The 19,929-nt window shown below is 60.0% G+C and carries 30 protein-coding genes and 2 pseudogenes; 2 read left to right on the top strand and 30 right to left on the bottom strand.

Annotated elements, in window-relative coordinates:
* Positions 1 to 42: 42 nt before the first annotated feature.
* From ACZ1G0_RS04480 to ACZ1G0_RS04445, 8 genes are all read right to left on the bottom strand, one after another.
* On the bottom strand, positions 43 to 1,050 hold the full coding sequence (locus ACZ1G0_RS04480; protein ID WP_472735847.1) for an amino acid ABC transporter substrate-binding protein: 1,008 nt from the start codon (positions 1,048 to 1,050) through the stop codon (positions 43 to 45).
* A gap of 239 nt (positions 1,051 to 1,289) precedes the next feature.
* Positions 1,290 to 2,000 carry an ATP12 family chaperone protein gene (locus ACZ1G0_RS04475; RefSeq protein ID WP_472735846.1) on the bottom strand — a complete coding sequence of 237 codons (711 nt, stop codon included), beginning with the start codon at positions 1,998 to 2,000 and terminating at the stop codon, positions 1,290 to 1,292.
* 2 nt (positions 2,001 to 2,002) lie between these two features.
* The gene (locus ACZ1G0_RS04470) at positions 2,003 to 2,665 is read right to left on the bottom strand and encodes an HAD-IA family hydrolase (protein ID WP_472735845.1); all 663 of its coding nucleotides are present in this window, start codon (positions 2,663 to 2,665) and stop codon (positions 2,003 to 2,005) included.
* Positions 2,666 to 3,691 (bottom strand): RluA family pseudouridine synthase, encoded by a 1,026-nt coding sequence (locus tag ACZ1G0_RS04465; RefSeq protein ID WP_472735844.1) that lies wholly within the window; start codon positions 3,689 to 3,691, stop codon positions 2,666 to 2,668.
* A complete protein-coding gene (gene crcB / locus ACZ1G0_RS04460; protein WP_472735843.1) occupies positions 3,688 to 4,065 on the bottom strand; it encodes a fluoride efflux transporter CrcB in 378 nt (125 codons plus the stop codon). Before crcB ends, ACZ1G0_RS04465 begins: the two co-directional genes overlap by 4 nt.
* Positions 4,066 to 4,109: 44 nt before the next feature.
* Entirely contained in the window at positions 4,110 to 5,423 is a 1,314-nt protein-coding gene (locus ACZ1G0_RS04455) for a replication-associated recombination protein A (protein WP_472735842.1), read from the bottom strand.
* Between the two features lie 45 nt (positions 5,424 to 5,468).
* Entirely contained in the window at positions 5,469 to 6,056 is a 588-nt protein-coding gene (locus tag ACZ1G0_RS04450; protein WP_472735841.1) for an acyl-homoserine-lactone synthase, read from the bottom strand.
* Positions 6,057 to 6,120: 64 nt separating this feature from the next.
* Positions 6,121 to 6,732 (bottom strand): autoinducer binding domain-containing protein, encoded by a 612-nt coding sequence (locus ACZ1G0_RS04445; RefSeq protein ID WP_472735840.1) that lies wholly within the window; start codon positions 6,730 to 6,732, stop codon positions 6,121 to 6,123.
* Between the two features lie 74 nt (positions 6,733 to 6,806).
* On the opposite strand from ACZ1G0_RS04445, the gene ACZ1G0_RS04440 reads away from it, so the two are divergent.
* The gene (locus ACZ1G0_RS04440; protein WP_472735839.1) at positions 6,807 to 6,986 is read left to right on the top strand and encodes a hypothetical protein; all 180 of its coding nucleotides are present in this window, start codon (positions 6,807 to 6,809) and stop codon (positions 6,984 to 6,986) included.
* A gap of 95 nt (positions 6,987 to 7,081) precedes the next feature.
* On the opposite strand, the gene rplQ is transcribed toward ACZ1G0_RS04440, so the two are convergent.
* The 18 genes and pseudogenes from rplQ to rpmC form a co-directional block, all read right to left on the bottom strand.
* Positions 7,082 to 7,501 (bottom strand): 50S ribosomal protein L17, encoded by a 420-nt coding sequence (gene rplQ / locus ACZ1G0_RS04435; protein WP_472735838.1) that lies wholly within the window; start codon positions 7,499 to 7,501, stop codon positions 7,082 to 7,084.
* A gap of 158 nt (positions 7,502 to 7,659) precedes the next feature.
* Complete coding sequence (locus tag ACZ1G0_RS04430) at positions 7,660 to 8,676, bottom strand: DNA-directed RNA polymerase subunit alpha (protein ID WP_472735837.1); 1,017 nt, start codon at positions 8,674 to 8,676, stop codon at positions 7,660 to 7,662.
* 110 nt (positions 8,677 to 8,786) lie between these two features.
* Positions 8,787 to 9,176, bottom strand: coding sequence for a 30S ribosomal protein S11 (gene rpsK, locus ACZ1G0_RS04425; protein WP_472735836.1), 390 nt, complete (start codon positions 9,174 to 9,176; stop codon positions 8,787 to 8,789).
* Between the two features lie 15 nt (positions 9,177 to 9,191).
* Positions 9,192 to 9,560, bottom strand: a complete 369-nt coding sequence (rpsM, locus tag ACZ1G0_RS04420) for a 30S ribosomal protein S13 (RefSeq protein WP_472735835.1) — start codon at positions 9,558 to 9,560, stop codon at positions 9,192 to 9,194.
* Positions 9,561 to 9,759: 199 nt separating this feature from the next.
* Positions 9,760 to 10,334 (bottom strand): annotated as a pseudogene (locus tag ACZ1G0_RS04415) (adenylate kinase).
* On the bottom strand, positions 10,331 to 11,692 hold the full coding sequence (gene secY, locus ACZ1G0_RS04410) for a preprotein translocase subunit SecY (RefSeq protein ID WP_472735834.1): 1,362 nt from the start codon (positions 11,690 to 11,692) through the stop codon (positions 10,331 to 10,333). Before secY ends, ACZ1G0_RS04415 begins: the two are co-directional and overlap by 4 nt.
* Before the next feature lie 106 nt (positions 11,693 to 11,798).
* A complete protein-coding gene (rplO, locus tag ACZ1G0_RS04405) occupies positions 11,799 to 12,266 on the bottom strand; it encodes a 50S ribosomal protein L15 (protein WP_472735833.1) in 468 nt (155 codons plus the stop codon).
* A 228-nt stretch (positions 12,267 to 12,494) separates the two neighbouring features.
* Positions 12,495 to 12,680, bottom strand: coding sequence for a 50S ribosomal protein L30 (gene rpmD / locus ACZ1G0_RS04400; protein ID WP_472735832.1), 186 nt, complete (start codon positions 12,678 to 12,680; stop codon positions 12,495 to 12,497).
* 3 nt (positions 12,681 to 12,683) lie between these two features.
* Complete coding sequence (gene rpsE, locus ACZ1G0_RS04395; RefSeq protein WP_472735831.1) at positions 12,684 to 13,268, bottom strand: 30S ribosomal protein S5; 585 nt, start codon at positions 13,266 to 13,268, stop codon at positions 12,684 to 12,686.
* 129 nt (positions 13,269 to 13,397) lie between these two features.
* Positions 13,398 to 13,757, bottom strand: coding sequence for a 50S ribosomal protein L18 (gene rplR / locus ACZ1G0_RS04390; protein ID WP_472735830.1), 360 nt, complete (start codon positions 13,755 to 13,757; stop codon positions 13,398 to 13,400).
* Between the two features lie 11 nt (positions 13,758 to 13,768).
* Positions 13,769 to 14,302 carry a 50S ribosomal protein L6 gene (gene rplF, locus ACZ1G0_RS04385; RefSeq protein WP_472735829.1) on the bottom strand — a complete coding sequence of 178 codons (534 nt, stop codon included), beginning with the start codon at positions 14,300 to 14,302 and terminating at the stop codon, positions 13,769 to 13,771.
* Between the two features lie 12 nt (positions 14,303 to 14,314).
* Positions 14,315 to 14,707: a 30S ribosomal protein S8 gene (gene rpsH, locus ACZ1G0_RS04380; protein ID WP_472735828.1), complete on the bottom strand. Its 393-nt coding sequence runs from the start codon at positions 14,705 to 14,707 to the stop codon at positions 14,315 to 14,317.
* Positions 14,708 to 14,719: 12 nt separating this feature from the next.
* The gene (gene rpsN / locus ACZ1G0_RS04375; RefSeq protein WP_472735827.1) at positions 14,720 to 15,025 is read right to left on the bottom strand and encodes a 30S ribosomal protein S14; all 306 of its coding nucleotides are present in this window, start codon (positions 15,023 to 15,025) and stop codon (positions 14,720 to 14,722) included.
* Positions 15,026 to 15,038: 13 nt separating this feature from the next.
* Positions 15,039 to 15,602 carry a 50S ribosomal protein L5 gene (rplE, locus tag ACZ1G0_RS04370; protein ID WP_472735826.1) on the bottom strand — a complete coding sequence of 188 codons (564 nt, stop codon included), beginning with the start codon at positions 15,600 to 15,602 and terminating at the stop codon, positions 15,039 to 15,041.
* On the bottom strand, positions 15,602 to 15,907 hold the full coding sequence (rplX, locus tag ACZ1G0_RS04365) for a 50S ribosomal protein L24 (protein WP_472735825.1): 306 nt from the start codon (positions 15,905 to 15,907) through the stop codon (positions 15,602 to 15,604). Before rplX ends, rplE begins: the two co-directional genes overlap by 1 nt.
* Position 15,908: 1 nt before the next feature.
* Entirely contained in the window at positions 15,909 to 16,277 is a 369-nt protein-coding gene (gene rplN / locus ACZ1G0_RS04360; RefSeq protein WP_472735824.1) for a 50S ribosomal protein L14, read from the bottom strand.
* A gap of 105 nt (positions 16,278 to 16,382) precedes the next feature.
* The gene (gene rpsQ / locus ACZ1G0_RS04355; RefSeq protein WP_472735823.1) at positions 16,383 to 16,613 is read right to left on the bottom strand and encodes a 30S ribosomal protein S17; all 231 of its coding nucleotides are present in this window, start codon (positions 16,611 to 16,613) and stop codon (positions 16,383 to 16,385) included.
* Positions 16,613 to 16,813, bottom strand: coding sequence for a 50S ribosomal protein L29 (gene rpmC, locus ACZ1G0_RS04350; protein ID WP_472737768.1), 201 nt, complete (start codon positions 16,811 to 16,813; stop codon positions 16,613 to 16,615). The genes rpsQ and rpmC overlap by 1 nt, the downstream gene beginning before the upstream one ends.
* Before the next feature lie 228 nt (positions 16,814 to 17,041).
* Here rpmC and ACZ1G0_RS04345 point away from each other — a divergent pair.
* Positions 17,042 to 17,658: pseudogene (locus ACZ1G0_RS04345) on the top strand (TIGR02466 family protein).
* A gap of 475 nt (positions 17,659 to 18,133) precedes the next feature.
* Here ACZ1G0_RS04345 and rplP read toward each other — a convergent pair.
* The 4 genes from rplP to rpsS are packed head-to-tail and all read right to left on the bottom strand — an operon-like array spanning position 18,134 to position 19,929.
* Positions 18,134 to 18,547, bottom strand: a complete 414-nt coding sequence (gene rplP, locus ACZ1G0_RS04340; protein ID WP_472735822.1) for a 50S ribosomal protein L16 — start codon at positions 18,545 to 18,547, stop codon at positions 18,134 to 18,136.
* 12 nt (positions 18,548 to 18,559) lie between these two features.
* A complete protein-coding gene (rpsC, locus tag ACZ1G0_RS04335; protein ID WP_472735821.1) occupies positions 18,560 to 19,267 on the bottom strand; it encodes a 30S ribosomal protein S3 in 708 nt (235 codons plus the stop codon).
* A complete protein-coding gene (gene rplV / locus ACZ1G0_RS04330) occupies positions 19,267 to 19,647 on the bottom strand; it encodes a 50S ribosomal protein L22 (protein ID WP_472735820.1) in 381 nt (126 codons plus the stop codon). Before rplV ends, rpsC begins: the two co-directional genes overlap by 1 nt.
* 3 nt (positions 19,648 to 19,650) lie before the next feature.
* A complete protein-coding gene (gene rpsS, locus ACZ1G0_RS04325) occupies positions 19,651 to 19,929 on the bottom strand; it encodes a 30S ribosomal protein S19 (RefSeq protein WP_472735819.1) in 279 nt (92 codons plus the stop codon).

Genomic DNA, 19,929 nt, shown 5'->3' with positions numbered 1-19,929 from the left:
CGGAAAGAGGGCGCGGAATACCCGCGCCCTCCCCCTGTTGTCTTAGCGGAACGGAGGCGTGTACAGCAGACCGCCGTCTTGCCACTGTGCGTTCAGGCCACGGGCCAGACCGATGGGTGTCTCGGACCCGATGTTGGAGGAGAACACTTCGCCGTAGTTGCCCACAGCTTCGATGGCGCGCTTGGCCCATTCAGCGTCCAGACCCAGCATCGCGCCCAGATCGCCTTCACGACCCAGAAGACGGTTGACTTCGGGGTTACCCGACTCGGCGTCTGTGTTTGCGGATGTGACACCCAGCTCTTCAGCTGCGATCAGGGCGTTCAGGGTCCAGCGGACGATATCGCCCCACTCGTGGTCACCGTGACGGACCAGCGGGCCCAGAGGCTCTTTGGAGATCACGTCTGGCAGCAGAACGTGGTCACCGGGTGTTTCGAAGTTGGCGCGCTGTGCGGCCAGTGCGGAACGGTCGGTGGTGTACACGTCACATGCGCCGGCCAGATACTGCTGAACAGCTTCGGAACCGGTTTCGATTGGCACGGGCTCGTAGCTGATGTTGTTGGAACGGAAGAAGTCCGCCAGGTTCAGCTCTGTGGTAGTGCCGGTCTGAATGCAGACAGTTGCGCCGTCCAGTTCAGTTGCCGATGCAACGCCCAGGTCTTTGGGGACCATGAAGCCCTGACCGTCGTAGTAGTTGATGCCTGTGAATTCGAACTTGAGGTCCACATCACGGGAGAACGTCCACGTGGTGTTACGGGCCAGCATGTCGATTTCGCCCGAGGCCAGCGCGGTGAAGCGTGTCTTGCCGGTGGTGGGCACGAATGTGACGGCCATTGGGTCCATCAGAACGGCGGCTGCAACGGCGCGGCACACAGCCACGTCGAAACCTTGCCATACGCCGTTCGCGTCGGGCTCTGCAAAGCCGGGAACGCCGGTGGTGACGCCGCAGTTGAGCGTGCCACGTGCTTTCACGTCATCCAGAGTAGCAGCTTGAGCGCCACCAGCGGCCAGCGTTGCCACGGTCAAAGCGCCGAGAAGAACAGATTTGTTCATGTTTACCTCTTCCTGAAGTACCGTCTTGCGACGGCTTGATCACCCCCTTGTCGAGGGCGTTACGATTTATGTGAGGAATTCACCCCCCTCACTGTGCATGAAAGTGAGGCTAGTTGAAGCAAATGGCAAGCGATCAATGTGCACTTCTAAAAATCAAGTCAGTTTACCCAAGGGAAACAAGCAGATAGCCTGCACAATAGTCCGGGACGTCGCACCACAAGGTTGTGATTTTTAAGCAATTATCCGTTTAGGCAGTCCAGAAAAGCAGCGCCCTGAAAAAAGGCGGCGCGTTTGGTTTCGGCAAACTCCATGGCCTCTTCGTCGTCGCCCCATTGTTCGGCCTGCCACAATTCATCGATTCGAGAGGCCTGCCAGAGGTGATCCAGGTCGAAGGCCCTTTGCATCGCGGCAAGGCCAATCACAAGGGACCCCGATAGGGTCACAAACTCATGAAAGGCGGTCATCTGCCATGGGGTCAGATCATGCACAGCCGCGCGCAAAGCCACCTGCGATGCCTCAGATTGGGCCACGGGCATGACACCGGAGGAGGTTGCCAGACGCGCACCGTAAGTGGTGGCGCACCAATCCAACAGGGGATCCCACGCCTGCGCCTGCCGCGCGATCAGTCCGTCTGGGTGTTCCGCCCGGTAGCACAGCAGATCGGACCCGCCATATTCCGCCAGCATATCGGCCACCTCGGCAAACTGGGGAATGACCTTGTCCAGCGTGGCGTTCACGGCGCGAGTGATGGGCATGGTCTCGGGGTTGACCTCGCCGTCTTGCGCACCCCACTCCGCGGCCATGGCCTGTGCAAGGCCAAGGGTCGGGACGGTGACATGGGTTTTCAGGGGCGTGCGCACGGGCCGCCCGTCCAACAAAACCTGATACCCCGCCTCGGCCTGTGCCACTTCGGCTTTTTCCCAGAACCGCTTTGCCTTCCAATCTGCCATGCCTATTCCCACATCTGCGCAAGTGCGCCGGGGATATCCTCAATTGAAGTGACAGTGCAATCGGCCCCTGCGGCAATCAGATCTTCGACGGGGTGATAGCCCCAACTGACGCCCATCGTCTGCACGCCAGCCGCCTGCCCCATCACGACATCGTAGGTCGTATCCCCGATCATGACGCAATCCTGTGCGGCCACGCCCGCCTCGGCCAATGCGGTCAACACCATGGACGGGTGTGGCTTGGACGGGTGACTGTCGGCCACCTGCACGGTGTGAAACATCTTGGACCAGCCCGCGCGGTCCAGACTGCGATCCAGCCCGCGCCGGGATTTGCCCGTGGCAATGCCCAACAGCGTCCAATCCTGCGCCGCCAACTCGGTCAGCACGGCATCGGCCCCGCGGTACGCCTCGGACGCGGTTTCAGCCTCGGCCAGCGCAAAGAAGGCCTGACGATACCGCACGGCAAGGCGCACGGGGTCAAAGGTGCCCTGGGCCAGCCGTTCCATCGCAGCCTCGACCGACAGGCCCACCCCTGACCGGATCGTATCATCCGTCGGGATCGGCAGGTCATATTCCGCAAACGCCGCCCGCGTCGCCCCGATGATCTGGGCGGCACTGTCGATCAACGTACCGTCCATATCAAAAAGGGCTAGGCGCAGGCGTGGCATCTACAAATCCTCGAACGGGTCGTCGGGCACGTCCTGTGGGGACCACGCCAACAAATCAAAGGTACGTTTCATATGTTCGGGTAAAGGTGCGGTAAACGTCAGCTGCGCTTTTGTGACCGGATGTTCCAGCGTCAGGCGGCGGGCGTGCAGGTGCAGCTTGCGGCTGACCTCGCCACCGATGCCCGCGCCCCAGCCATCGCCAAGGTTTTCCTGACCCGACCCGCCGTATTTGCCATCCCCCACAATCGGGTGCCCCATCTCGGCCATATGCGCGCGCAGCTGGTGCGTGCGCCCGGTGATCGGCACAAGGGCGACCCATGTCATGCGGCCCCCGGCGGCGTCCAGCACGGCGTAATCCGTATGGGCGCGCTTGGCACCCTCGGTCTCGCCTACGGCCTTGGGATGCACGCAGATCATCTTTTCCCGTTCGCCGCCGGATTTCACGAGGCCGTATTTGATCGTGCCCATGCGCGGGTGCGGGGTGCCCGCGACAGCCGCCCAATAGATCTTGCGCGCCTCGCGGTGCCGAAAGCTGGCCGTCAGACCGGCCGCAATCTGGCGCGTGCGGGCGAGGATCAGAACGCCAGAGGTGTCCTTGTCCAGACGGTGTACAAGGCGCGGGTCCTCGTCCAAGTCGAACCGCAGGGCCGGCATCATCATATCCAAGTGCCGCGACAGGCCAGAGCCGCCCTGCACAGGCAGACCCGCAGGTTTGTTCAGCACAAGAATGTGGTCGTCGCGGTAGATCACGCACCCTTGGATCATCTGCGCATCGGCCTTGGACACCTTGCGCGCCTCGGGCGCATAGACGGGCTTGTCCCCGACCATGGGGGGGATACGGACCACCTGCCCCTCTTCCACGCGGGTGTTTGCCTTCACGCGGCCCTTGTCCACGCGCAGGTCCCCCTTGCGGCACCAACGCTCCACCTGACCCTGACTGACCTCGGGGAACAGCCGACGCAGCCACCGGTCAAGGCGTTGGTCGCCGTCGCCAGCCCCTACTGTGATATGTTGTACGCCACTCATGTCAAAATCCCTCGCGCCAAGGTTACACCCAGAACAAGGCCGAACAGAGACCCCACCACCGAAACAACGACATATAGCGCGGCAGAGCCGACCTCGCCCCGCTCGAACAGAGTATACGCCTCCAGCGAAAAGGCGGAAAACGTTGTAAATCCGCCCAAAATCCCCGTCATCAGCAGGGGCGACAGATGCATCATGCCGCGCTGTCCCAGCACCACAACGCACAAACCCATCAGAAACGATCCCGCGATATTCACGCTAATGATCGCGATGGGGAAACTGCCCGACCACACCCGCAACAGCGCAAGCCCCGCGAGATAGCGCAGCGACGCGCCCAAGGCCCCGCCAAGGGCCACATAGAAAACCGGATATGTCATGGGGCGGGATTGAACCTGCGCGGGCGTCCTGTCAACCGTTTGCGTTAACGGCCCCGCTTGTCACGCAGCTTTTGGAAGTAGGCCAGACGCTTGCCCAGGTCCCGCTCGAACCCCCGCTCCACCGGTTGATAGAGGTCCGGGCGCGGCACGGCATCGGGAAAGTAGTTCTGACCGCTGAACCCATCCTCGGCGTCGTGGTCGTAGGCGTATCCCGCACCGTAGCCCTGTTCTTCCATCAAGGACGTGGCGGCGTTCAGGATGTGCTTGGGCGGCGGGGCGGACCCGGTCTTTTGCGCCAGCTTCCGCGCCCCTTTGTAGGCCACATAGGCGGCGTTGGATTTCGGGGCCAGCGCCAGATAGATCACCGCTTGCGCCAGCGCCAACTCCCCCTCGGGGCTGCCAAGGCGTTCGTATGTTTGCCAGCTTTGCAGACAGACCGCTTGGGCCTGTGGGTCCGCCAGACCAATATCCTCCACGGCCATGCGGGTCAGGCGACGGGCCAGAAAGCGCGGATCCTCGCCCCCGTCCAGCATCCGCCCGAACCAATAGATCGCTGCATCCGGGTCCGACCCGCGGACGGATTTGTGCAGGGCCGAAATCAGGTTGTAATGCTGGTCGCCGGATTTGTCGTATTGGGCGGCGCGGCGGGACAGGCGCGCTTGCAGGTCCTTGGGGCCAAGGGGCGCGTCCACGTCCCAGGCCGTCACCTGTTCCACAAGGTTCAGAAAGGCGCGCCCGTCCCCGTCCGCCATTTCGCACAAGGCCCGGCGGCCCTGATCGTCCAGTGGCATGGCGCGGCCCAACTCTGCCTCTGCGCGCTGCGCCAGCTCCTCCAACTCGGCCATGGACAAACGCTCCAGCACCAGCACCTGGGCGCGGGACAAAACGGCGGCGTTCAACTCGAAACTCGGGTTTTCGGTGGTGGCCCCCACCAGTGTGATGACCCCGGATTCCATATGTGGCAGGAACCCATCCTGCTGCGCCTTGTTGAAACGGTGGATTTCGTCCACGAACAACAGGGTGCCCCGGCCTTGGGCATGGCGCAGCCGTGCCGCCTCGAACACCTTGCGCAGTTCGGGCATGCCGGTAAAAATCGCGGATATCTGATAAAAATGAAGGTTCGTCTCGTGGGCCAGCAGACGTGCGATGGTGGTCTTGCCCACACCGGGCGGTCCCCAGAACACAAGCGACCCCAACGACCCGCTGTCCAGCATGATCCGCAAGGACCCACCGGGCCCCAATACGCCCCGCTGCCCAATCACCTGATCCAGCGTTTGCGGGCGCAGGCGGTCCGCAAGCGGGCGTGGCGCGCCCGTCTCGGGCGTCTCGGCAGCTGTCGTTTCAAACAAGTCGGTCATCAGACCGAAACCCTACCCTGCGCCCCACCGCAGGGAAAGATCGTCTTAGTGCATCTTCGTCGCCATGGAGATATCGACGCAGACACAGGGCACCCCGTCAAAATCCATGACAGGCCCCGCAGGCACGCAGTCCAGCCCGACCCGGCGGGCCAGACGGCGCGACTTGTCAGGGATCAGACCCAGCACCGAGGTGGCCCCCAGTTCCCGCGCGGAATTCACCATCTCGGCGATCAGGCTCATCTGCACACGCATCCGCTGTTTCGCGGGCACGTCATCGCAAACAAAAACCCGGCTGCTTTCCCACACGTGAGGGGCAACCGGCGCTTCGCGGTCCAATAGGTCTTTGGGGATGGTGTCCAAAAGGCCCAACTGCGCGTCCCGGATCATGTAGGAATAGACGCCGACGCGGTTCGTCGTGGGCGTCAGGCGCACCCCGGCCAGGACCCGGCCAAACTCGTGCACACAGACCCAGCGGGACGCGGGCGTGTCGTATTGGTCGTACTCCATCCCGTTCGCCTCTGGCAGTTGCCAGTTGTTGCGCACGATGAACGTCTGGTGCCGCGCGCGCAGCATGTTGGCGAAAAGCGCCCCGTGCTGGTGCATGTTGTCGAAAGATAGGGTGGTAACTTCCATTGTTTTGCCCTCCTAGGCTTGGTTGAAACCTGTAGCCTGTGCGGAGAGGCGAGTGGGGGATGTGTCATAGCAGCCGGTACTCTCGAGCCTTTCTCAACGCTTCGGCAGTCGTTCTTGCACCCAATCGAACCCGGGCCGACGAAAGACGCGCCTTAAGCGCACTTTCCGAGATGCCCAGTTCATTCGCAGCAGCCGTATGGCGATATCCGTCCCCCACTAGACGAAGCGCCTCAACCATCGCTTGGGTCAGTTCTGTTGGTGGCTCTGCGGAGGCATGAAGCTTTTGCGCCAATTCCGCCACCGCATCCATTTCACCGTCGGTGAATTCCCGATCGCCCCGGGCGACACCAATGATAGACCGCGATGTGATCTTACCACAGGACGCCACAGCCCCATAAGTCAGCCCATGGTCGCGGGCCTTGTCCATGATGTTGAACGGATCAGGCAGGGCGATTTCGCTCCACCGGGTCTGACCGGCGATACCCACCCCCCAAAACACCAACGGATCCCGCAGCGCATAGGCGTTCTCGTCGTACTCGGTCCGCCAGGCTTCGGGATAGGTGCTCCTGAAAATCAGCGGTGACGCAAACCTGATATGCAGGCCGACCGAATACCCCAAAGGCGCAATTCGGCCCAGCTCTGCTAACAACATTTGCAACTCGCGGCTTTCAGACATGTCTTTTTAGACAGGTTGAGCCAAAACAGGTCAATCGTATTCTGCCAACCAATTGAAAATGATCGGAATACCCCATGCAAGCAGGTCTGGAGCCAGCACTTTTCGCACGTTTGATGCTTTTGGAGGCATCGGATCGGACCGATCTATTGGAATATCTAGGCGGCGTCGACATGCAGCCACAAGATATAGAAGATCTGATCGCCGAGATCGAGGCCCGCACAAAGGGGGCCGGCAACGACAGCCTTGATGCCTAAGGACGAAAGGCCACCAAAGACGCCCTTACCTGCGAGACGAAAAAACCCCACCTAAAAAGGCGGGGTTTTCGGTATCTCGGATCGGTTACTGCGGCCTATTCGGCGGCGGCATCCTCTGCGGCGACGCGGGCACGGTCGGCCGCACCTTTGGCGTCTACGTCACGGTCAACGAATTCGATGATCGCCATGGGCGCCATGTCACCGTAGCGGAAACCAGCCTTCAGAACGCGCACGTAACCACCTTGCCGGTCCTTGTAGCGAGGGCCCAGAACGTCGAACAGTTTGGCCACATAGGCGTCCTGTTTCAGCTTGGACGCGGCCTGACGGCGGGCGTGCAGGTCACCACGTTTAGCCAGCGTGATCATCTTTTCGATGATGGGGCGCAGTTCCTTGGCTTTGGGTAGGGTTGTCTTGATCTGCTCGTGCTCGATCAGGGACCCGGCCATGTTGGCGAACAGCGCCTTGCGGTGTTCGTGGGTGCGGTTCAGGCGGCGATAGCCTCGTGCGTGACGCATATGTCTTCTCCAGTCGTGTGCCCTCTACGGGCGGTTTTGCTTTGTCTGGCCTGTGATGCGTGTCACCGGCTCTCCTTGGGGCAGATGCCCTGATGTTCCCCGGCAGGTCCGGGCATTTGTAAGGGGCGGCGGGACAAGTCCCGCCCTACCCCACGGACCTAGAAGTTGTCTTCGAACTTCTTGGCCAGATCTTCGATGTTGTCGGGCGGCCAGTCCACGATATCCATACCGAGGTGCAGACCCATGCCGGACAGCACTTCCTTGATCTCGTTCAAGGATTTGCGGCCGAAGTTCGGGGTGCGCAGCATCTCTGCCTCGGTTTTCTGGATCAGATCCCCGATGTAGACGATGTTGTCGTTCTTCAGGCAGTTGGCAGAGCGTACCGACAATTCCAGCTCGTCCACTTTCTTCAACAGAAGCGGGTTGAACTCCAGATCGTCTTCGTCGTCCTGGGCGCGGGCGGCTTCGGGCTCGTCGAAGTTGACGAAGATGCCCAGCTGATCCTGCAGGATACGGGCCGCGAAGGCGACCGCATCGTCCGGCGAGATGGAGCCATCTGTTTCCAGTTTCAGCGTCAGCTTGTCGTAATCCAGAACCTGCCCTTCGCGCGTGGGTTGCACGTCGTAGGCCACTTTCTTGACCGGCGAATAGATCGCGTCGATCGGGATCAGACCGATGGGCGCATCCTCGGGCTTGTTCTTATCAGCCGAGACATAGCCCTTACCGGTGTTCACGGTCAGTTCCATGTACAGATCCGCGCCGTCATCCAGGTGACAGATCACGTGGTCGCGGTTCAGAACCTCGATCCCTGTGGATTCAGAGATATCGCCTGCGGTGACAACCATCGGACCCTTGGCCGAAATCGAGACCCGCTTTGGCCCCTCGACGTCCATGCGGAGCGCCACACCCTTGAGGTTCAGGATGATGTCGGTGACATCTTCGCGCACGCCAGAGACGCTGGAAAACTCGTGCAGGACGTTGTCGATCTGGACCGACGTGACAGCCGCGCCCTGCAGCGACGACATCAGGACGCGACGCAGGGCGTTGCCCATGGTCAGGCCAAAGCCACGCTCCAGCGGCTCGGCAATAACAGTTGCCTGACGCGCGGGATCGTTGCCCGGTTTCACTTCCAATTGCTGGGGCTTAATCAGCTCTTGCCAATTCTTATGGATCATCTGTGTCCCTCCATGCTCGTCACGGGTGGGATCCTTCGCCCATGACACTCGAGGTAAAAACGACAATCCAGGCCGTGAAGAACCCACGGCCTGGTTAGGAGACTGTCCGATTAAACGCGGCGGCGCTTGGGCGGACGACAGCCATTGTGGGCCATCGGTGTCACATCACGGATGGATGTAATCTGCAGACCCAGGGCGGCAAGGGCGCGCAGGGCGCTTTCGCGGCCCGAACCGGGACCTTGGACTTCGACCTCAAGGGTCTTCAGGCCATGTTCCTGAGCTTTCTTGCCGGCATCCTCGGCGGCCATCTGGGCCGCATAGGGTGTCGATTTCCGCGAGCCTTTGAAGCCCATCGTCCCGGCAGAGGACCACGAAATCGCGTTGCCCTGTACGTCAGAGATGAGGATCTTGGTGTTGTTGAACGACGAGTTAACGTGAGCAACGCCAGCGGCGATGTTCTTACGTTCTTTGCGCTTCGTGCGACGGGTATCACGTGCCATGTAACCGATCCTCCCTTATTTCTTCTTACCGGCAATGGCCTTTGCGGGGCCTTTGCGGGTGCGTGCGTTGGTGTGGGTCCGCTGACCGCGTACGGGCAGGTTACGGCGGTGACGCAGGCCACGGTAGCAACCAAGGTCCATCAGACGCTTGATGTTCATCTGTGTCTCGCGACGCAGGTCGCCTTCAACGGTGTAGGTCGCGTCGATGTGCTCGCGGATGGACAGAACTTCGGCATCCGACAGCTCGTTCACGCGGCGCGACTCGTCAATCCCAACAGAGGCGCAGATTTCTTTTGCCGAAGCAGGGCCAATGCCCGTGATGTAGGTCAATGCGATGGGGACACGTTTCCCCGTCGGAATGTTGACGCCAGCAATACGTGCCATGCGTTTTCCTTTTGGTTGCGGTTCCGTAAATCCAGAACCTTTTTTCACAACAAAGGCCCGCGATACGGGGCGGGCCCAAGATGGAGGTGATCGCAAAGGCGACTCGCCCCCACGCCTTGGCCACACCAAGGATGGGGTCCATTAGGCCCCGGGCGCGGTCGGGTCAACCCCCGCACACCCCACGGGGCCAGAAAAGAGGTTAATCCAGGATCGCCGAGATATCCGCAGCCACCTGATCAATCGCGCCAAGCCCATCGACAGAGGTCAGATTGCCCTTGGCATAGTAGTAGCCGATCAGGGGCGAGGTCTTTTTGTAGTATTCCATCAGACGGATCTTCAGGCTTTCGGCGTTGTCGTCGGCCCGCGCGGTGCCCCCGGCAGCAACCGCCTCGGCGGCGCGGCCTACGATGCGGTCCACCAGAACCTCGTCGTTCACCTGCAACTCGATCACCGCGTCCAGCTTGGCGCCGTGGCGCTCCAGCAGGTCCGCCAGCGCATCCGCCTGAGGCAACGTGCGGGGGAAGCCGTCAAAGATGAACCCGCCCCCGTGATCGCCCTGCAACTTCTCTTCGATCAAACCGATGACGATCTCGTCCGTGACCAACTGGCCCGTGTCCATGATCGCCGCAACCTTGTTGCCCATCTCCGTGCCAGAGGTGCGCGCCGCGCGCAGCATGTCACCGGTGGACAGTTGGATCATGTTGCGCTCGGCCACCAGTCGTGCGGCCTGCGTGCCCTTGCCCGCGCCGGGGGGCCCAGAAGAATGATGTTCATCGACGTGCTGCCCCGCGGTTCCGGCCACGCTTCTTGTTGCCGCGCAATTGTGATTTCTCCAACAGACCTTCGTACTGGTGCGCCAGAAGGTGCGATTGGATCTGCTGGACCGTATCCATACCCACGGACACGATGATCAGGATGGACGTGCCGCTGAAGTAGGCGGTGATCGCCAACTCGGTCCGGATCACCTCGGGCAGCAAGGCCACCAGCGTCAGGTACCCGGCCCCCAGCACAAGGATGCGCACGGTGACGTATTCCAGATACTCGGCGGTCTTCTTGCCCGGACGGATCCCGGGGATAAAGCCGTTCTGGTTCTTCAGGTTGTCGGCCACATCATCCACCTTGAACGACACGTTCAGCGTGTAGAAGTAGGTGAAGAAGATCAGCATGGCCGCGAAGAACAGCAGATACAGGGGCTGACCGGGGCCAAAGTAGGCCAGTATGGTCGACATCACAGGGCCCGTCTGGTTGCCCGAGAACGTGCCAACGGTCGTCGGCAACAATAGCAGGGACGAGGCAAAGATCGCAGGGATCACGCCCGCAGGGTTGACCTTGATCGGCAGGTGGCTGGACCCGCCGTCATAGACCTTCATGCCCACTTGGCGGCGGGGGTACTGGATGTGGATCTTGCGCAAAGACCGTTCCATGAACACCACAAAGACCAGCGTGACAAACAGCATCAGGATGACCCCCAACACCGCAGGGGTCGACAGGGCACCGGTGGCACCGCTTTCAAAGAATTGCGCAAGGGCGGCGGGCAGTTCGGCCACGATGCCCACGAAAATGATCAACGAGATCCCGTTGCCGATGCCGCGCGCGGTGATCTGTTCACCCAGCCACATCAGGAACATCGTGCCGCCCACCAGCGTAATCACACAGGCCGCGCGGAAGAACCAACCGGGTTCGGTGACCAGGGACCCGGCCTCCAGGCTGACGGCCAGACCATAGGCCTGCACGGTGGCAAGGAACACTGTGCCGTAGCGGGTGTACTGGTTCAGCTTTTGGCGACCCGGCTCCCCTTCTTTCTTCAGCTGTTCCAGCTGCGGGACCATGGCCGCCATCAGCTGCACGATGATCGAGGCCGAGATGTAGGGCATGATCCCAAGGGCAAAGACCCCCATCCGGCTGATCGCGCCGCCGGTGAACAGGTTCAAAACACCCCCGATCCCCTCTTGCGCCTGCTCAAAGAAGTCGCGCAGGGCGAGTGCGTCGATCCCGGGCACGGGGATGTACGTCCCGATGCGATAGATGATCAGCAAACCAATCGTGAAAAGGATACGCTGGCGCAGCTCTTTGGCTTTACCGAATGCGCCCCAGCTCATGTTCGCAGCCATTTGCTCGGCGGCAGATGCCATGAGGCCTCTCCTGTCTTAATGCAAAGCACCGCCCTAGGGGTTCCCCTCAGGCGGCGCTGGAAACTCTGTAAGCTAAGTAGGCACGACACGCCGCGCCCACAAGCGTTTATTCCGCCGCAGGGGCCGCAACGGTCAGGGAACCGCCCGCTTTCTCGACCGCTTCAACGGCAGACTTGGACGCGCCGGTCACGGTGATCGAGGCTTTGGCGGTCAATTCACCCTTGGCCAACACGCGCACACCGTCCAGAACGCGGCGCACAGCACCGGAGGCCACAAGGCTTTCTTCGGTGATGGATGCGGCGTCCAGCTTGCCTGCGTCGATGAATTTCTGGATCAAGCCCAGGTTGATGACGGCAAATTTCGCACGGTTGGGCTTGTTGAAGCCACGCTTGGGCAAACGTTGGTAGAGGGGCATCTGCCCGCCTTCGTATCCGTTGATCGAAACGCCCGAACGGGATTTCTGACCCTTGATACCACGGCCACCCATTTTACCGGTGCCGGAGCCGGGACCACGACCAACGCGCTTGCGTTTCTTGGTGGCGCCGGGATTGTCGCGCAGTTCATTCAGTTTCATATCGCTTCTCCTTCGCCGGACACACCCCCGAAGCGATATAGGGCGGACACGGCATGATGTTTTCGGTGTGCGGCGCGAGTCATATTACTGGCCACTGGGGGCGTATAGAGCGCACCGCACCGTATCGCAAGTCCCCCTGTTGCACTTGGATCAGAACAAAAAACGCCCCGCAGTGTCCTGCGGGGCGTTGGCGGCCGGGCGGTGGGACAAGTCCCACCCTACGGAGCGCTAGTCTTTGACTTCAACGATTTCCACGAGGTGTGGGATCTTGTTGATCATGCCGCGCACGGAAGGGGTGTCTTCCAGCTCGCGGGTTTTGTGCATCTTGTTCAGGCCAAGTCCGATCAGCGTTTGACGCTGCTTCTCGGGGCGGCGGATCGGGGAGCCAATTTGCTTGACGACGATAGTGCCCATGGATCAGGCCTCCTCAACGACTTGCGACGCAGCAGCGGGTGCATCGTCGCGCTTGGGCAGGATGTCTGCCACTTTCTTACCACGACGCTGTGCGACGGAACGGGGCGATTGCTCGCGGCCCAGGCCGTTCATCGTGGCGCGGATCATGTTGTAGGGGTTCTGGGAGCCTTGCGACTTGGCCACAACGTCCTTCACGCCCAGCATCTCGAACACGGCGCGCATTGGACCACCGGCGATGATCCCGGTGCCCTCTGGGGCGGTGCGCATGATCACTTTACCGGCGCCGTGACGGCCCTCGATATCGTGGTGCAGGGTGCGACCGTCGCGCAGTTGCACGCGGATCATCTGACGCTTGGCCTGCTCGGTCGCCTTGCGGATCGCCTCGGGCACTTCTTTCGCCTTGCCTTTGCCGAAACCGACGCGGCCGCGCTGGTCACCCACAACCACCAGGGCTGCGAAGCCGAAACGCTTACCACCCTTTACGGTCTTGGAGACGCGGTTGATCGCCACGAGGCGGTCGGCGAATTCCGGTGTTTCTTCTTCACGGTTGCGACCGCGGCCGCGCCCTCTGTTTTCACGTTCTGCCATGTGGCAATCCTTTGTATCTTGGGCCTGCGCCCGATTTGATCGATCCCAGTGCGCCCACAGGAGTGGACCGCCCGGATCATCGAACGGGCCCAAATATTCGTACGAATATTTAGGCCCGCTGCGTTGTCTTTAGAACTTCAGACCGCCTTCGCGGGCGGCATCGGCCAAAGCCTTCACCTTCCCGTGAAACAGGAAGCCGCCGCGGTCGAAATAACATTCCTCCACGCCTGCTGCCTTGGCACGTTCCGCAATTGCCGCACCGACCTTGGTCGCTGCTGCAATGTTGTTGGTGCCCACGACGCCCAGATCCTTTTCGAGGGTGGACGCGGCGGCCAAAGTGACGCCGTTCACATCGTCGATCAGCTGGACGCTGATGTTCTTGTTCGAGCGGTGCACGGACAGACGGGCACGCCCATCCGCCATTTTCCGCAGTTTGTTCCGGACGCGCATGCGGCGCTTCAGGAACAGGGTCCGTTTGCTGTTTGCCATTATCGCAATCCTTACTTCTTCTTGCCTTCCTTGCGGAAGATAAACTCGTCTTTGTACTTGATGCCTTTGCCTTTGTAGGGCTCTGGCGCACGCCATTCGCGGATGTTTGCCGCAACCTGACCGACGAGTTGTTGATCGATGCCTTCAATGATGATCTCGGTCTGCTTGGGGCAGGTCACCGTCACGCCAGCAGGCACTTCGAAGTTCACATCGTGGGAATAGCCAAGCGCCAGTTTCAGGGTGTTGCCCTGAAGTGTCGCCCTGTAACCCACACCGTTGATCTCCAGCTCTTTCTTGAAGCCGTCGGTCACGCCTGTCACAAGGTTGCCCACCATCGTGCGGGACATGCCCCACTGCTGGCGTGCGCGCTTGGACTTGCCACGTGGGGTGACGACAACAGCGTTGTCCTCGACCGTCAGCGTGACATCGTCACCAGCGGTGAAGCTGCGGGTCCCCTTGGGGCCCTTCACTTCAACAGTTTGGCCGGACACCTTAGCTTCAACACCAGAGGGCAGATCGACCGGTTTTTTACCAATACGAGACATTTGCAGCCCTCCTTAGAAGACGGTGCAAAGCACTTCGCCACCAACATTCTGGGTGCGAGCGTTTGCGTCCGACATCACGCCTTTGGGCGTGGAGACAATGGAGATGCCCAGACCCTGACGGACCTGTGGAACATCTTTGACGCCCAGGTACACACGACGACCGGGTTTGGACACGCGTTTGATTTCGCGGATCACAGGGTCGCCTTCGTAGTACTTCAGGCTGATTTCGATTGCGGGGTGACCGTCAGCGCCAGTCGTGGCCTCGTAGCCGCGGATGTAGCCTTCGTCCGCCAGCACATCCAGAACCCATGCACGCAGCTTGGAGGCCGGTGTCATGACAGTGGATTTGCCACGCATCTGTGCGTTGCGGATACGGGTCAGCATATCGCCCAAGGGATCATTCATAGTATCTCTCCCTTACCAGCTAGACTTGACCATGCCGGGGATCTGACCCTTCGAGGCCAGTTCACGCAGCATGATCCGCGACACGCGCAGCTTACGGTAATAGGCGTGGGGACGCCCCGTCAGCTGGCAGCGGTTGTGCAGTCGGGTCGGTGACGAATTGCGGGGCAATTCAGCCAGCTTCAGGCGCGCCTTGAAACGCTCTTCCATCGGCTTGCTTTCGTCGTTTGCGATTTCCTTCAGCGCAGCGCGCTTGGCGGCATACTTTTCCACCAGCTTCTGACGCTTCACTTCGCGGGCGATCATGGATTTCTTAGCCATCTTCGTCCCTTTCTCAGCTGTTGAAGGGCATGTTGAAATGCTTCAACAGCGCCTTGGCTTCGGTGTCATTGGCGGCGGTGGTACAGATGTTCACATCCATGCCCCAGTTCTCATCGACCTTGTCGAAGTTGATCTCGGGGAAAACAATGTGTTCCTTGATACCCATGTTGTAGTTGCCACGACCATCAAAGCTGGTGCCTGGCACGCCGCGGAAGTCGCGGATACGGGGCATAGCAACGTTGATCAGACGATCCATGAATTCGTACATACGGTCGCCCCGCAGGGTGACTTTCGTGCCCAGAGGCATGCCTTCACGAACGCGGAAACCAGCGATGGATTTCTTTGCCTTGGTGATGACGGCCAGCTGGCCCGCAATCGCGGTCAAGTCGTCTTGGGCAGACTTGGCTTTCTTGCTGTCACGTACGGATTCCGCACCGGCACCGATGTTCAGGACGATCTTGTCCAAACGAGGGGCCATCATCGCGTTCTTGTAACCGAATTCTTCGATCATCGCCGCTTTGATGGTGTCGCGGTACAGCGTCTTCAGACGGGGGGTGTAGTTTGCTTGGTCCAGCATTAGATCACGTCCCCTGTTGTCTTGGCGAAACGCACTTTCTTGCCGTCTTCCATGCGGAAGCCGACGCGGGAGGCTTTGCCGTTGGCGTCGACGATTGCCAGGTTCGACAGGTCGATCGGCATCGCCTTGGGGATGCGACCGCCCTGGCTGGCCTGGGACTGACGTGTGTGGCGCACGGCCATGTTCACACCTTCAACCACAGCCTTGCCTTCGGAGGGCATGACCTGGGCAATTTCGCCCGTCTTGCCTTTGTCCTTACCGGCCAAAACGACGACCTTGTCGCCTTTTTTCAACTTAGCAGCCATCTCACAGCACCTCCGGCGCGAGCGAAATAATCTTCATGAAGTTTTTCGAACGCAACTCGCGAACCACTGGCCCAAAGATACGGGTGCCAACGGGTTCGTTGTTGTTGTTGAGGATCACGGCCGCGTTGCGGTCGAAACGAATGGCGGTGCCGTCTGCGCGACGGACCTCTTTGGCGGTGCGTACGACGACGGCCTTGCGGACGTCACCCTTCTTTACGCGACCGCGTGGGATGGCTTCTTTCACGGAAACAACGATAACGTCACCGACGCTTGCGTACTTCCGCTTGGAGCCACCCAGAACCTTGATGCACTGAACACGGCGCGCGCCGCTGTTGTCAGCAACATCCAGGTTGGTCTGCATCTGGATCATTTGGTTTCTCCTGACCTATGGGGCCGCCTTGCAGCAGGTCATTGACCCCAGGGTTTCGATTAGACTGTTGGGCAAATACCGAAAGGGGCCCAAAGGCCCCAAAGATTACTCGGCAATCACTTCCCAGCGTTTGGTCTTCGACTTTGGTGCACATTCCTGAATCCGGACTTTGTCACCAACGTTGAATGTGTTCTGTTCGTCGTGGGCCCGGTATTTCTTGGACTTACGAACAGTCTTTTGCAGCAGCGGGTGCTTGAAGCGACGTTCCACGGAAACCGTTACGGTCTGCGCGTTTTGGTTGGATGTCACAACACCAGAGAGGATACGCTTGGGCATCAGTTGGCCTCCCCAGCTGCTTTTTCGTTAAGGATCGTGGAAACACGGGCCACGTCGCGGCGCACCTGACGCACGCGGGCTGTGTTTTCCAGTTGGTTTGTGGCGGCCTGAAAACGCAGGTTGAATGCCTCTTTCTTGAGGTCAGTCAGAGCCGTGCGCAGCTCATCAGGCGTCTTGGAACGAAGTTCCGAAGCGTCCATGGTATGTTCCTTTTTCAACATCACCGGCGGGCCCCTTCAGGGTGACCACGAATCCGGTGGAGGTGGATGAACCGCGCGTATAGGCCCCCTGCCCCATCGTGGCAACCCCATTCCGCCAAACCGCGACCTGCGCGACAACCTGCACGGGTTTTGGCCGACCCGTGCGGGATCATGCACGGGTCGCGGCGGGGGCTTTCCGGGGCATTCAGGTTTCGGTAAGGGTTTGGAATGACCCTGACACACCTGTTCACCACCCCGCTTTACCGTGCCGACCGCAACGCCCTTGGGGACGCGATTGACAACGAAGATCTGCTCGACAACTGCTATGCCATCGCCGAGGACGACGAGGCCGGGCAGGACTGGTGCGAGGAGAACGGCTACATCGGCTACACGTCTTACGCGTCTCTGCTGGACTTGGAATGGCGCAACCCGGTGTTTGGCGCGCTGGCTAAGGTACTGATGTCCCACGCAGAAAAGTTTGCACGCGATTGCCACTTCGATCTGGACAACAAAGCCCTGCACCTCGACAGCCTATGGATCAACATCATGCCAGAGGGGGGATCCACACGGGCCACATCCACCCCCACTCTGTCATCTCGGGCACGACCTACATCCAGATGCCCCCGGGCTGTTCGGCCTTGAAACTGGAAGACCCCCGCCTGCCCATGATGATGGCCGCACCCCTGCGCCGCAAAGACTGCCCAGAGAATTTACAGCAATTTCATTATGTTACGCCTGAAGAGGGCGAAGTTATCCTGTGGGAAAGCTGGCTGCGCCACGAGGTCATGATGAACCGCGCCGAGGAAGAACGGGTGTCGGTAAGTTTTAATTTTGGGTGGCGTTGATGCGGTGGCCATGCTCGCCCTAAATGGGCCATTTGTCATTTCACCATGCACAAACGCTGACACGTTCATTGACCCAACAAGCCTCTTCTCGCACCAAGTCCCCTAGGCTTCCGTGTAAACGATTGGCGTATGGTTCATCGTTGAAATACCCATGGGCTTCGCCCGGTGCATCTACATAAATGATCGCTCTATGCTTGCCGTTCAATTGAGAAACGGAAAACGATCCATCTCTATTGAACTGTTCAAACAAACACGAGCCGCGAAAGTACTCGACCCCGTCAACAACTAGCAAACACTGAGCATCTTTTGATTGCACCGCTCCGGCCAGTAACGAGAGTGTGACAGCTCCGAGAGCTATTGTGATATATCGCTTCATGTTGAGGAGCATACGTGCACTTTGGACACAAAAACAACCCCCGCCTGTTCCCAAGCGGGGGTTGTGTTTTTCGCTAAGTCATTCTTGCCTAAGCAAAAATTACCAATCTTCACGCACCACTGTCCGTGTCTTGATCGGCAGCTTCATCGCTGCAAGGCGCAGGGCCTCGCGGGCGACGGGCTCGGATACACCGTCGATCTCGAACATCACGCGACCAGGTTTGACCTTGCAGGCCCAGAAATCCACGGAACCCTTACCTTTACCCATACGCACTTCGACGGGTTTGGACGTCACGGGCGTGTCGGGGAAGATACGGATCCAGACGCGGCCCTGACGCTTCATGTGACGCGTCATGGCACGACGTGCCGCTTCGATCTGGCGCGCGGTCACACGCTCGGGCTGCAAGGCCTTCAGGCCATAGGTGCCGAAGTTCAGGTCGGAGCCGCCTTTGGCTTCGCCTTTGATCCGGCCCTTTTGCATTTTGCGGAACTTAGTCCGTTTCGGTTGAAGCATTATCCTATCTCCTTACCGACGACCGCCAGCACCGCGAGGTGTTGGACCGTCTTGAAGTTCCTGTGCCTTACGATCACGGGCTGCGGGATCATGTTCCATGATCTCACCCTTAAAGATCCAGACCTTGATGCCGATGATGCCGTAGGCGGTCATGGCTTCGGCGTGGGCGTAGTCGATGTCGGCCCGCAGGGTGTGCAAAGGCACGCGGCCTTCACGGTACCATTCGGTCCGCGCAATCTCGGCGCCGCCCAGACGACCGGCCACGTTCACGCGGATCCCTTGGGACCCCATGCGCATGGCGTTCTGGACCGAGCGTTTCATGGCACGGCGGAACGAAACACGACGCTCCAACTGTTGTGCGATGGACTCGGCGACCAAGGCTGCATCCAGCTCGGGCTTGCGCACTTCGACGACGTTCAGGTGCAGCTCGCTGTCGGTCATGGCCGACAGTTTGCGGCGCAGCGTTTCGATATCGGCGCCTTTTTTGCCGATGATCACGCCGGGACGGGCCGTGTGGATCGTGACTCGGCACTTTTTGTGCGGACGCTCGATGATCACACGGCTGATGCCGGCTTGCTTACACTCTTCACCGATGAACTCACGGATGCGGATGTCTTCCAGCAGAAGATCACCGTAGTCCTTGGTGTCGGCGTACCAGCGGCTGTCCCAGGTACGGTTGACCTGAAGGCGCATGCCGATCGGGTTTACTTTATGTCCCATTAGGCTTGCTCCTCAACTTGGCGTACGACGATGGTCAGTTCTGCAAACGGCTTGACGATTTTGCCGAAACGGCCACGGGCCCGGGGGCGACCGCGTTTCATCGTCAGGTTTTTGCCAACCCATGCTTCGGAAACGATCAGTTCATCCACGTCAAGGTTGTGGTTGTTCTCAGCGTTCGCAATCGCGGATTGCAGGCACTTTTTGACGTCGTCAGAGATACGCTTTTTCGAGAAAGTCAGGTCGGCCAGCGCCTTGTCAACTTTCTTGCCGCGGATCAGACCAGCGACGAGGTTCAGCTTTTGCGGGCTGGTTTTCAGCATGCGCAGCTTGGCCATCGCCTCGTTGTCCGCCACGCGGCGGGGATTTTTATCCTTACCCATGGCTTATTTCCTTTTGGCTTTTTTGTCGGCGGCGTGACCGTAGTAGGTGCGCGTCGGCGAATATTCCCCAAACTTCTGGCCGATCATCTCTTCGGTGACGTTCACGGGCACGTGCTTGTGACCGTTATAGACACCAAAGGTGAGGCCCACGAACTGGGGCAGGATGGTGGAGCGGCGCGACCAGATCTTGATGACCTCGTTGCGGCCCGACTCGCGGGAGGCTTCGGCTTTCTTGAGGACGTAAGCGTCGACAAAAGGCCCTTTCCAAACAGAACGGCTCAT

The sequence above is a fragment of the Thalassobacter sp. HA4-2 genome, from assembly GCF_055693705.1.
The sequence above is the reverse complement of the archived record's forward strand: the minus strand, read 5'-3'. Positions and strand labels throughout refer to the sequence as shown.

What these genes read in the sequence shown, in the direction of transcription:
- ACZ1G0_RS04480 (WP_472735847.1), bottom strand. Translation starts at nt 1,050, where the DNA reads ATGAACAAATCTGTTCTTCTCGGCGCTTTGACCGTGGCAACGCTGGCC.
- ACZ1G0_RS04475 (WP_472735846.1), bottom strand. Translation starts at nt 2,000, where the DNA reads ATGGCAGATTGGAAGGCAAAGCGGTTCTGGGAAAAAGCCGAAGTGGCA.
- ACZ1G0_RS04470 (WP_472735845.1), bottom strand. Translation starts at nt 2,665, where the DNA reads ATGCCACGCCTGCGCCTAGCCCTTTTTGATATGGACGGTACGTTGATC.
- ACZ1G0_RS04465 (WP_472735844.1), bottom strand. Translation starts at nt 3,691, where the DNA reads ATGAGTGGCGTACAACATATCACAGTAGGGGCTGGCGACGGCGACCAA.
- crcB (WP_472735843.1), bottom strand. Translation starts at nt 4,065, where the DNA reads ATGACATATCCGGTTTTCTATGTGGCCCTTGGCGGGGCCTTGGGCGCG.
- ACZ1G0_RS04455 (WP_472735842.1), bottom strand. Translation starts at nt 5,423, where the DNA reads ATGACCGACTTGTTTGAAACGACAGCTGCCGAGACGCCCGAGACGGGC.
- ACZ1G0_RS04450 (WP_472735841.1), bottom strand. Translation starts at nt 6,056, where the DNA reads ATGGAAGTTACCACCCTATCTTTCGACAACATGCACCAGCACGGGGCG.
- ACZ1G0_RS04445 (WP_472735840.1), bottom strand. Translation starts at nt 6,732, where the DNA reads ATGTCTGAAAGCCGCGAGTTGCAAATGTTGTTAGCAGAGCTGGGCCGA.
- ACZ1G0_RS04440 (WP_472735839.1), top strand. Translation starts at nt 6,807, where the DNA reads ATGCAAGCAGGTCTGGAGCCAGCACTTTTCGCACGTTTGATGCTTTTG.
- rplQ (WP_472735838.1), bottom strand. Translation starts at nt 7,501, where the DNA reads ATGCGTCACGCACGAGGCTATCGCCGCCTGAACCGCACCCACGAACAC.
- ACZ1G0_RS04430 (WP_472735837.1), bottom strand. Translation starts at nt 8,676, where the DNA reads ATGATCCATAAGAATTGGCAAGAGCTGATTAAGCCCCAGCAATTGGAA.
- rpsK (WP_472735836.1), bottom strand. Translation starts at nt 9,176, where the DNA reads ATGGCACGTGATACCCGTCGCACGAAGCGCAAAGAACGTAAGAACATC.
- rpsM (WP_472735835.1), bottom strand. Translation starts at nt 9,560, where the DNA reads ATGGCACGTATTGCTGGCGTCAACATTCCGACGGGGAAACGTGTCCCC.
- secY (WP_472735834.1), bottom strand. Translation starts at nt 11,692, where the DNA reads ATGGCATCTGCCGCCGAGCAAATGGCTGCGAACATGAGCTGGGGCGCA.
- rplO (WP_472735833.1), bottom strand. Translation starts at nt 12,266, where the DNA reads ATGAAACTGAATGAACTGCGCGACAATCCCGGCGCCACCAAGAAACGC.
- rpmD (WP_472735832.1), bottom strand. Translation starts at nt 12,680, where the DNA reads ATGGGCACTATCGTCGTCAAGCAAATTGGCTCCCCGATCCGCCGCCCC.
- rpsE (WP_472735831.1), bottom strand. Translation starts at nt 13,268, where the DNA reads ATGGCAGAACGTGAAAACAGAGGGCGCGGCCGCGGTCGCAACCGTGAA.
- rplR (WP_472735830.1), bottom strand. Translation starts at nt 13,757, where the DNA reads ATGGCAAACAGCAAACGGACCCTGTTCCTGAAGCGCCGCATGCGCGTC.
- rplF (WP_472735829.1), bottom strand. Translation starts at nt 14,302, where the DNA reads ATGTCTCGTATTGGTAAAAAACCGGTCGATCTGCCCTCTGGTGTTGAA.
- rpsH (WP_472735828.1), bottom strand. Translation starts at nt 14,707, where the DNA reads ATGAATGATCCCTTGGGCGATATGCTGACCCGTATCCGCAACGCACAG.
- rpsN (WP_472735827.1), bottom strand. Translation starts at nt 15,025, where the DNA reads ATGGCTAAGAAATCCATGATCGCCCGCGAAGTGAAGCGTCAGAAGCTG.
- rplE (WP_472735826.1), bottom strand. Translation starts at nt 15,602, where the DNA reads ATGCTGGACCAAGCAAACTACACCCCCCGTCTGAAGACGCTGTACCGC.
- rplX (WP_472735825.1), bottom strand. Translation starts at nt 15,907, where the DNA reads ATGGCTGCTAAGTTGAAAAAAGGCGACAAGGTCGTCGTTTTGGCCGGT.
- rplN (WP_472735824.1), bottom strand. Translation starts at nt 16,277, where the DNA reads ATGATCCAGATGCAGACCAACCTGGATGTTGCTGACAACAGCGGCGCG.
- rpsQ (WP_472735823.1), bottom strand. Translation starts at nt 16,613, where the DNA reads ATGCCCAAGCGTATCCTCTCTGGTGTTGTGACATCCAACCAAAACGCG.
- rpmC (WP_472737768.1), bottom strand. Translation starts at nt 16,813, where the DNA reads ATGGACGCTTCGGAACTTCGTTCCAAGACGCCTGATGAGCTGCGCACG.
- rplP (WP_472735822.1), bottom strand. Translation starts at nt 18,547, where the DNA reads ATGCTTCAACCGAAACGGACTAAGTTCCGCAAAATGCAAAAGGGCCGG.
- rpsC (WP_472735821.1), bottom strand. Translation starts at nt 19,267, where the DNA reads ATGGGACATAAAGTAAACCCGATCGGCATGCGCCTTCAGGTCAACCGT.
- rplV (WP_472735820.1), bottom strand. Translation starts at nt 19,647, where the DNA reads ATGGGTAAGGATAAAAATCCCCGCCGCGTGGCGGACAACGAGGCGATG.
- rpsS (WP_472735819.1), bottom strand. Translation starts at nt 19,929, where the DNA reads ATGAGCCGTTCTGTTTGGAAAGGGCCTTTTGTCGACGCTTACGTCCTC.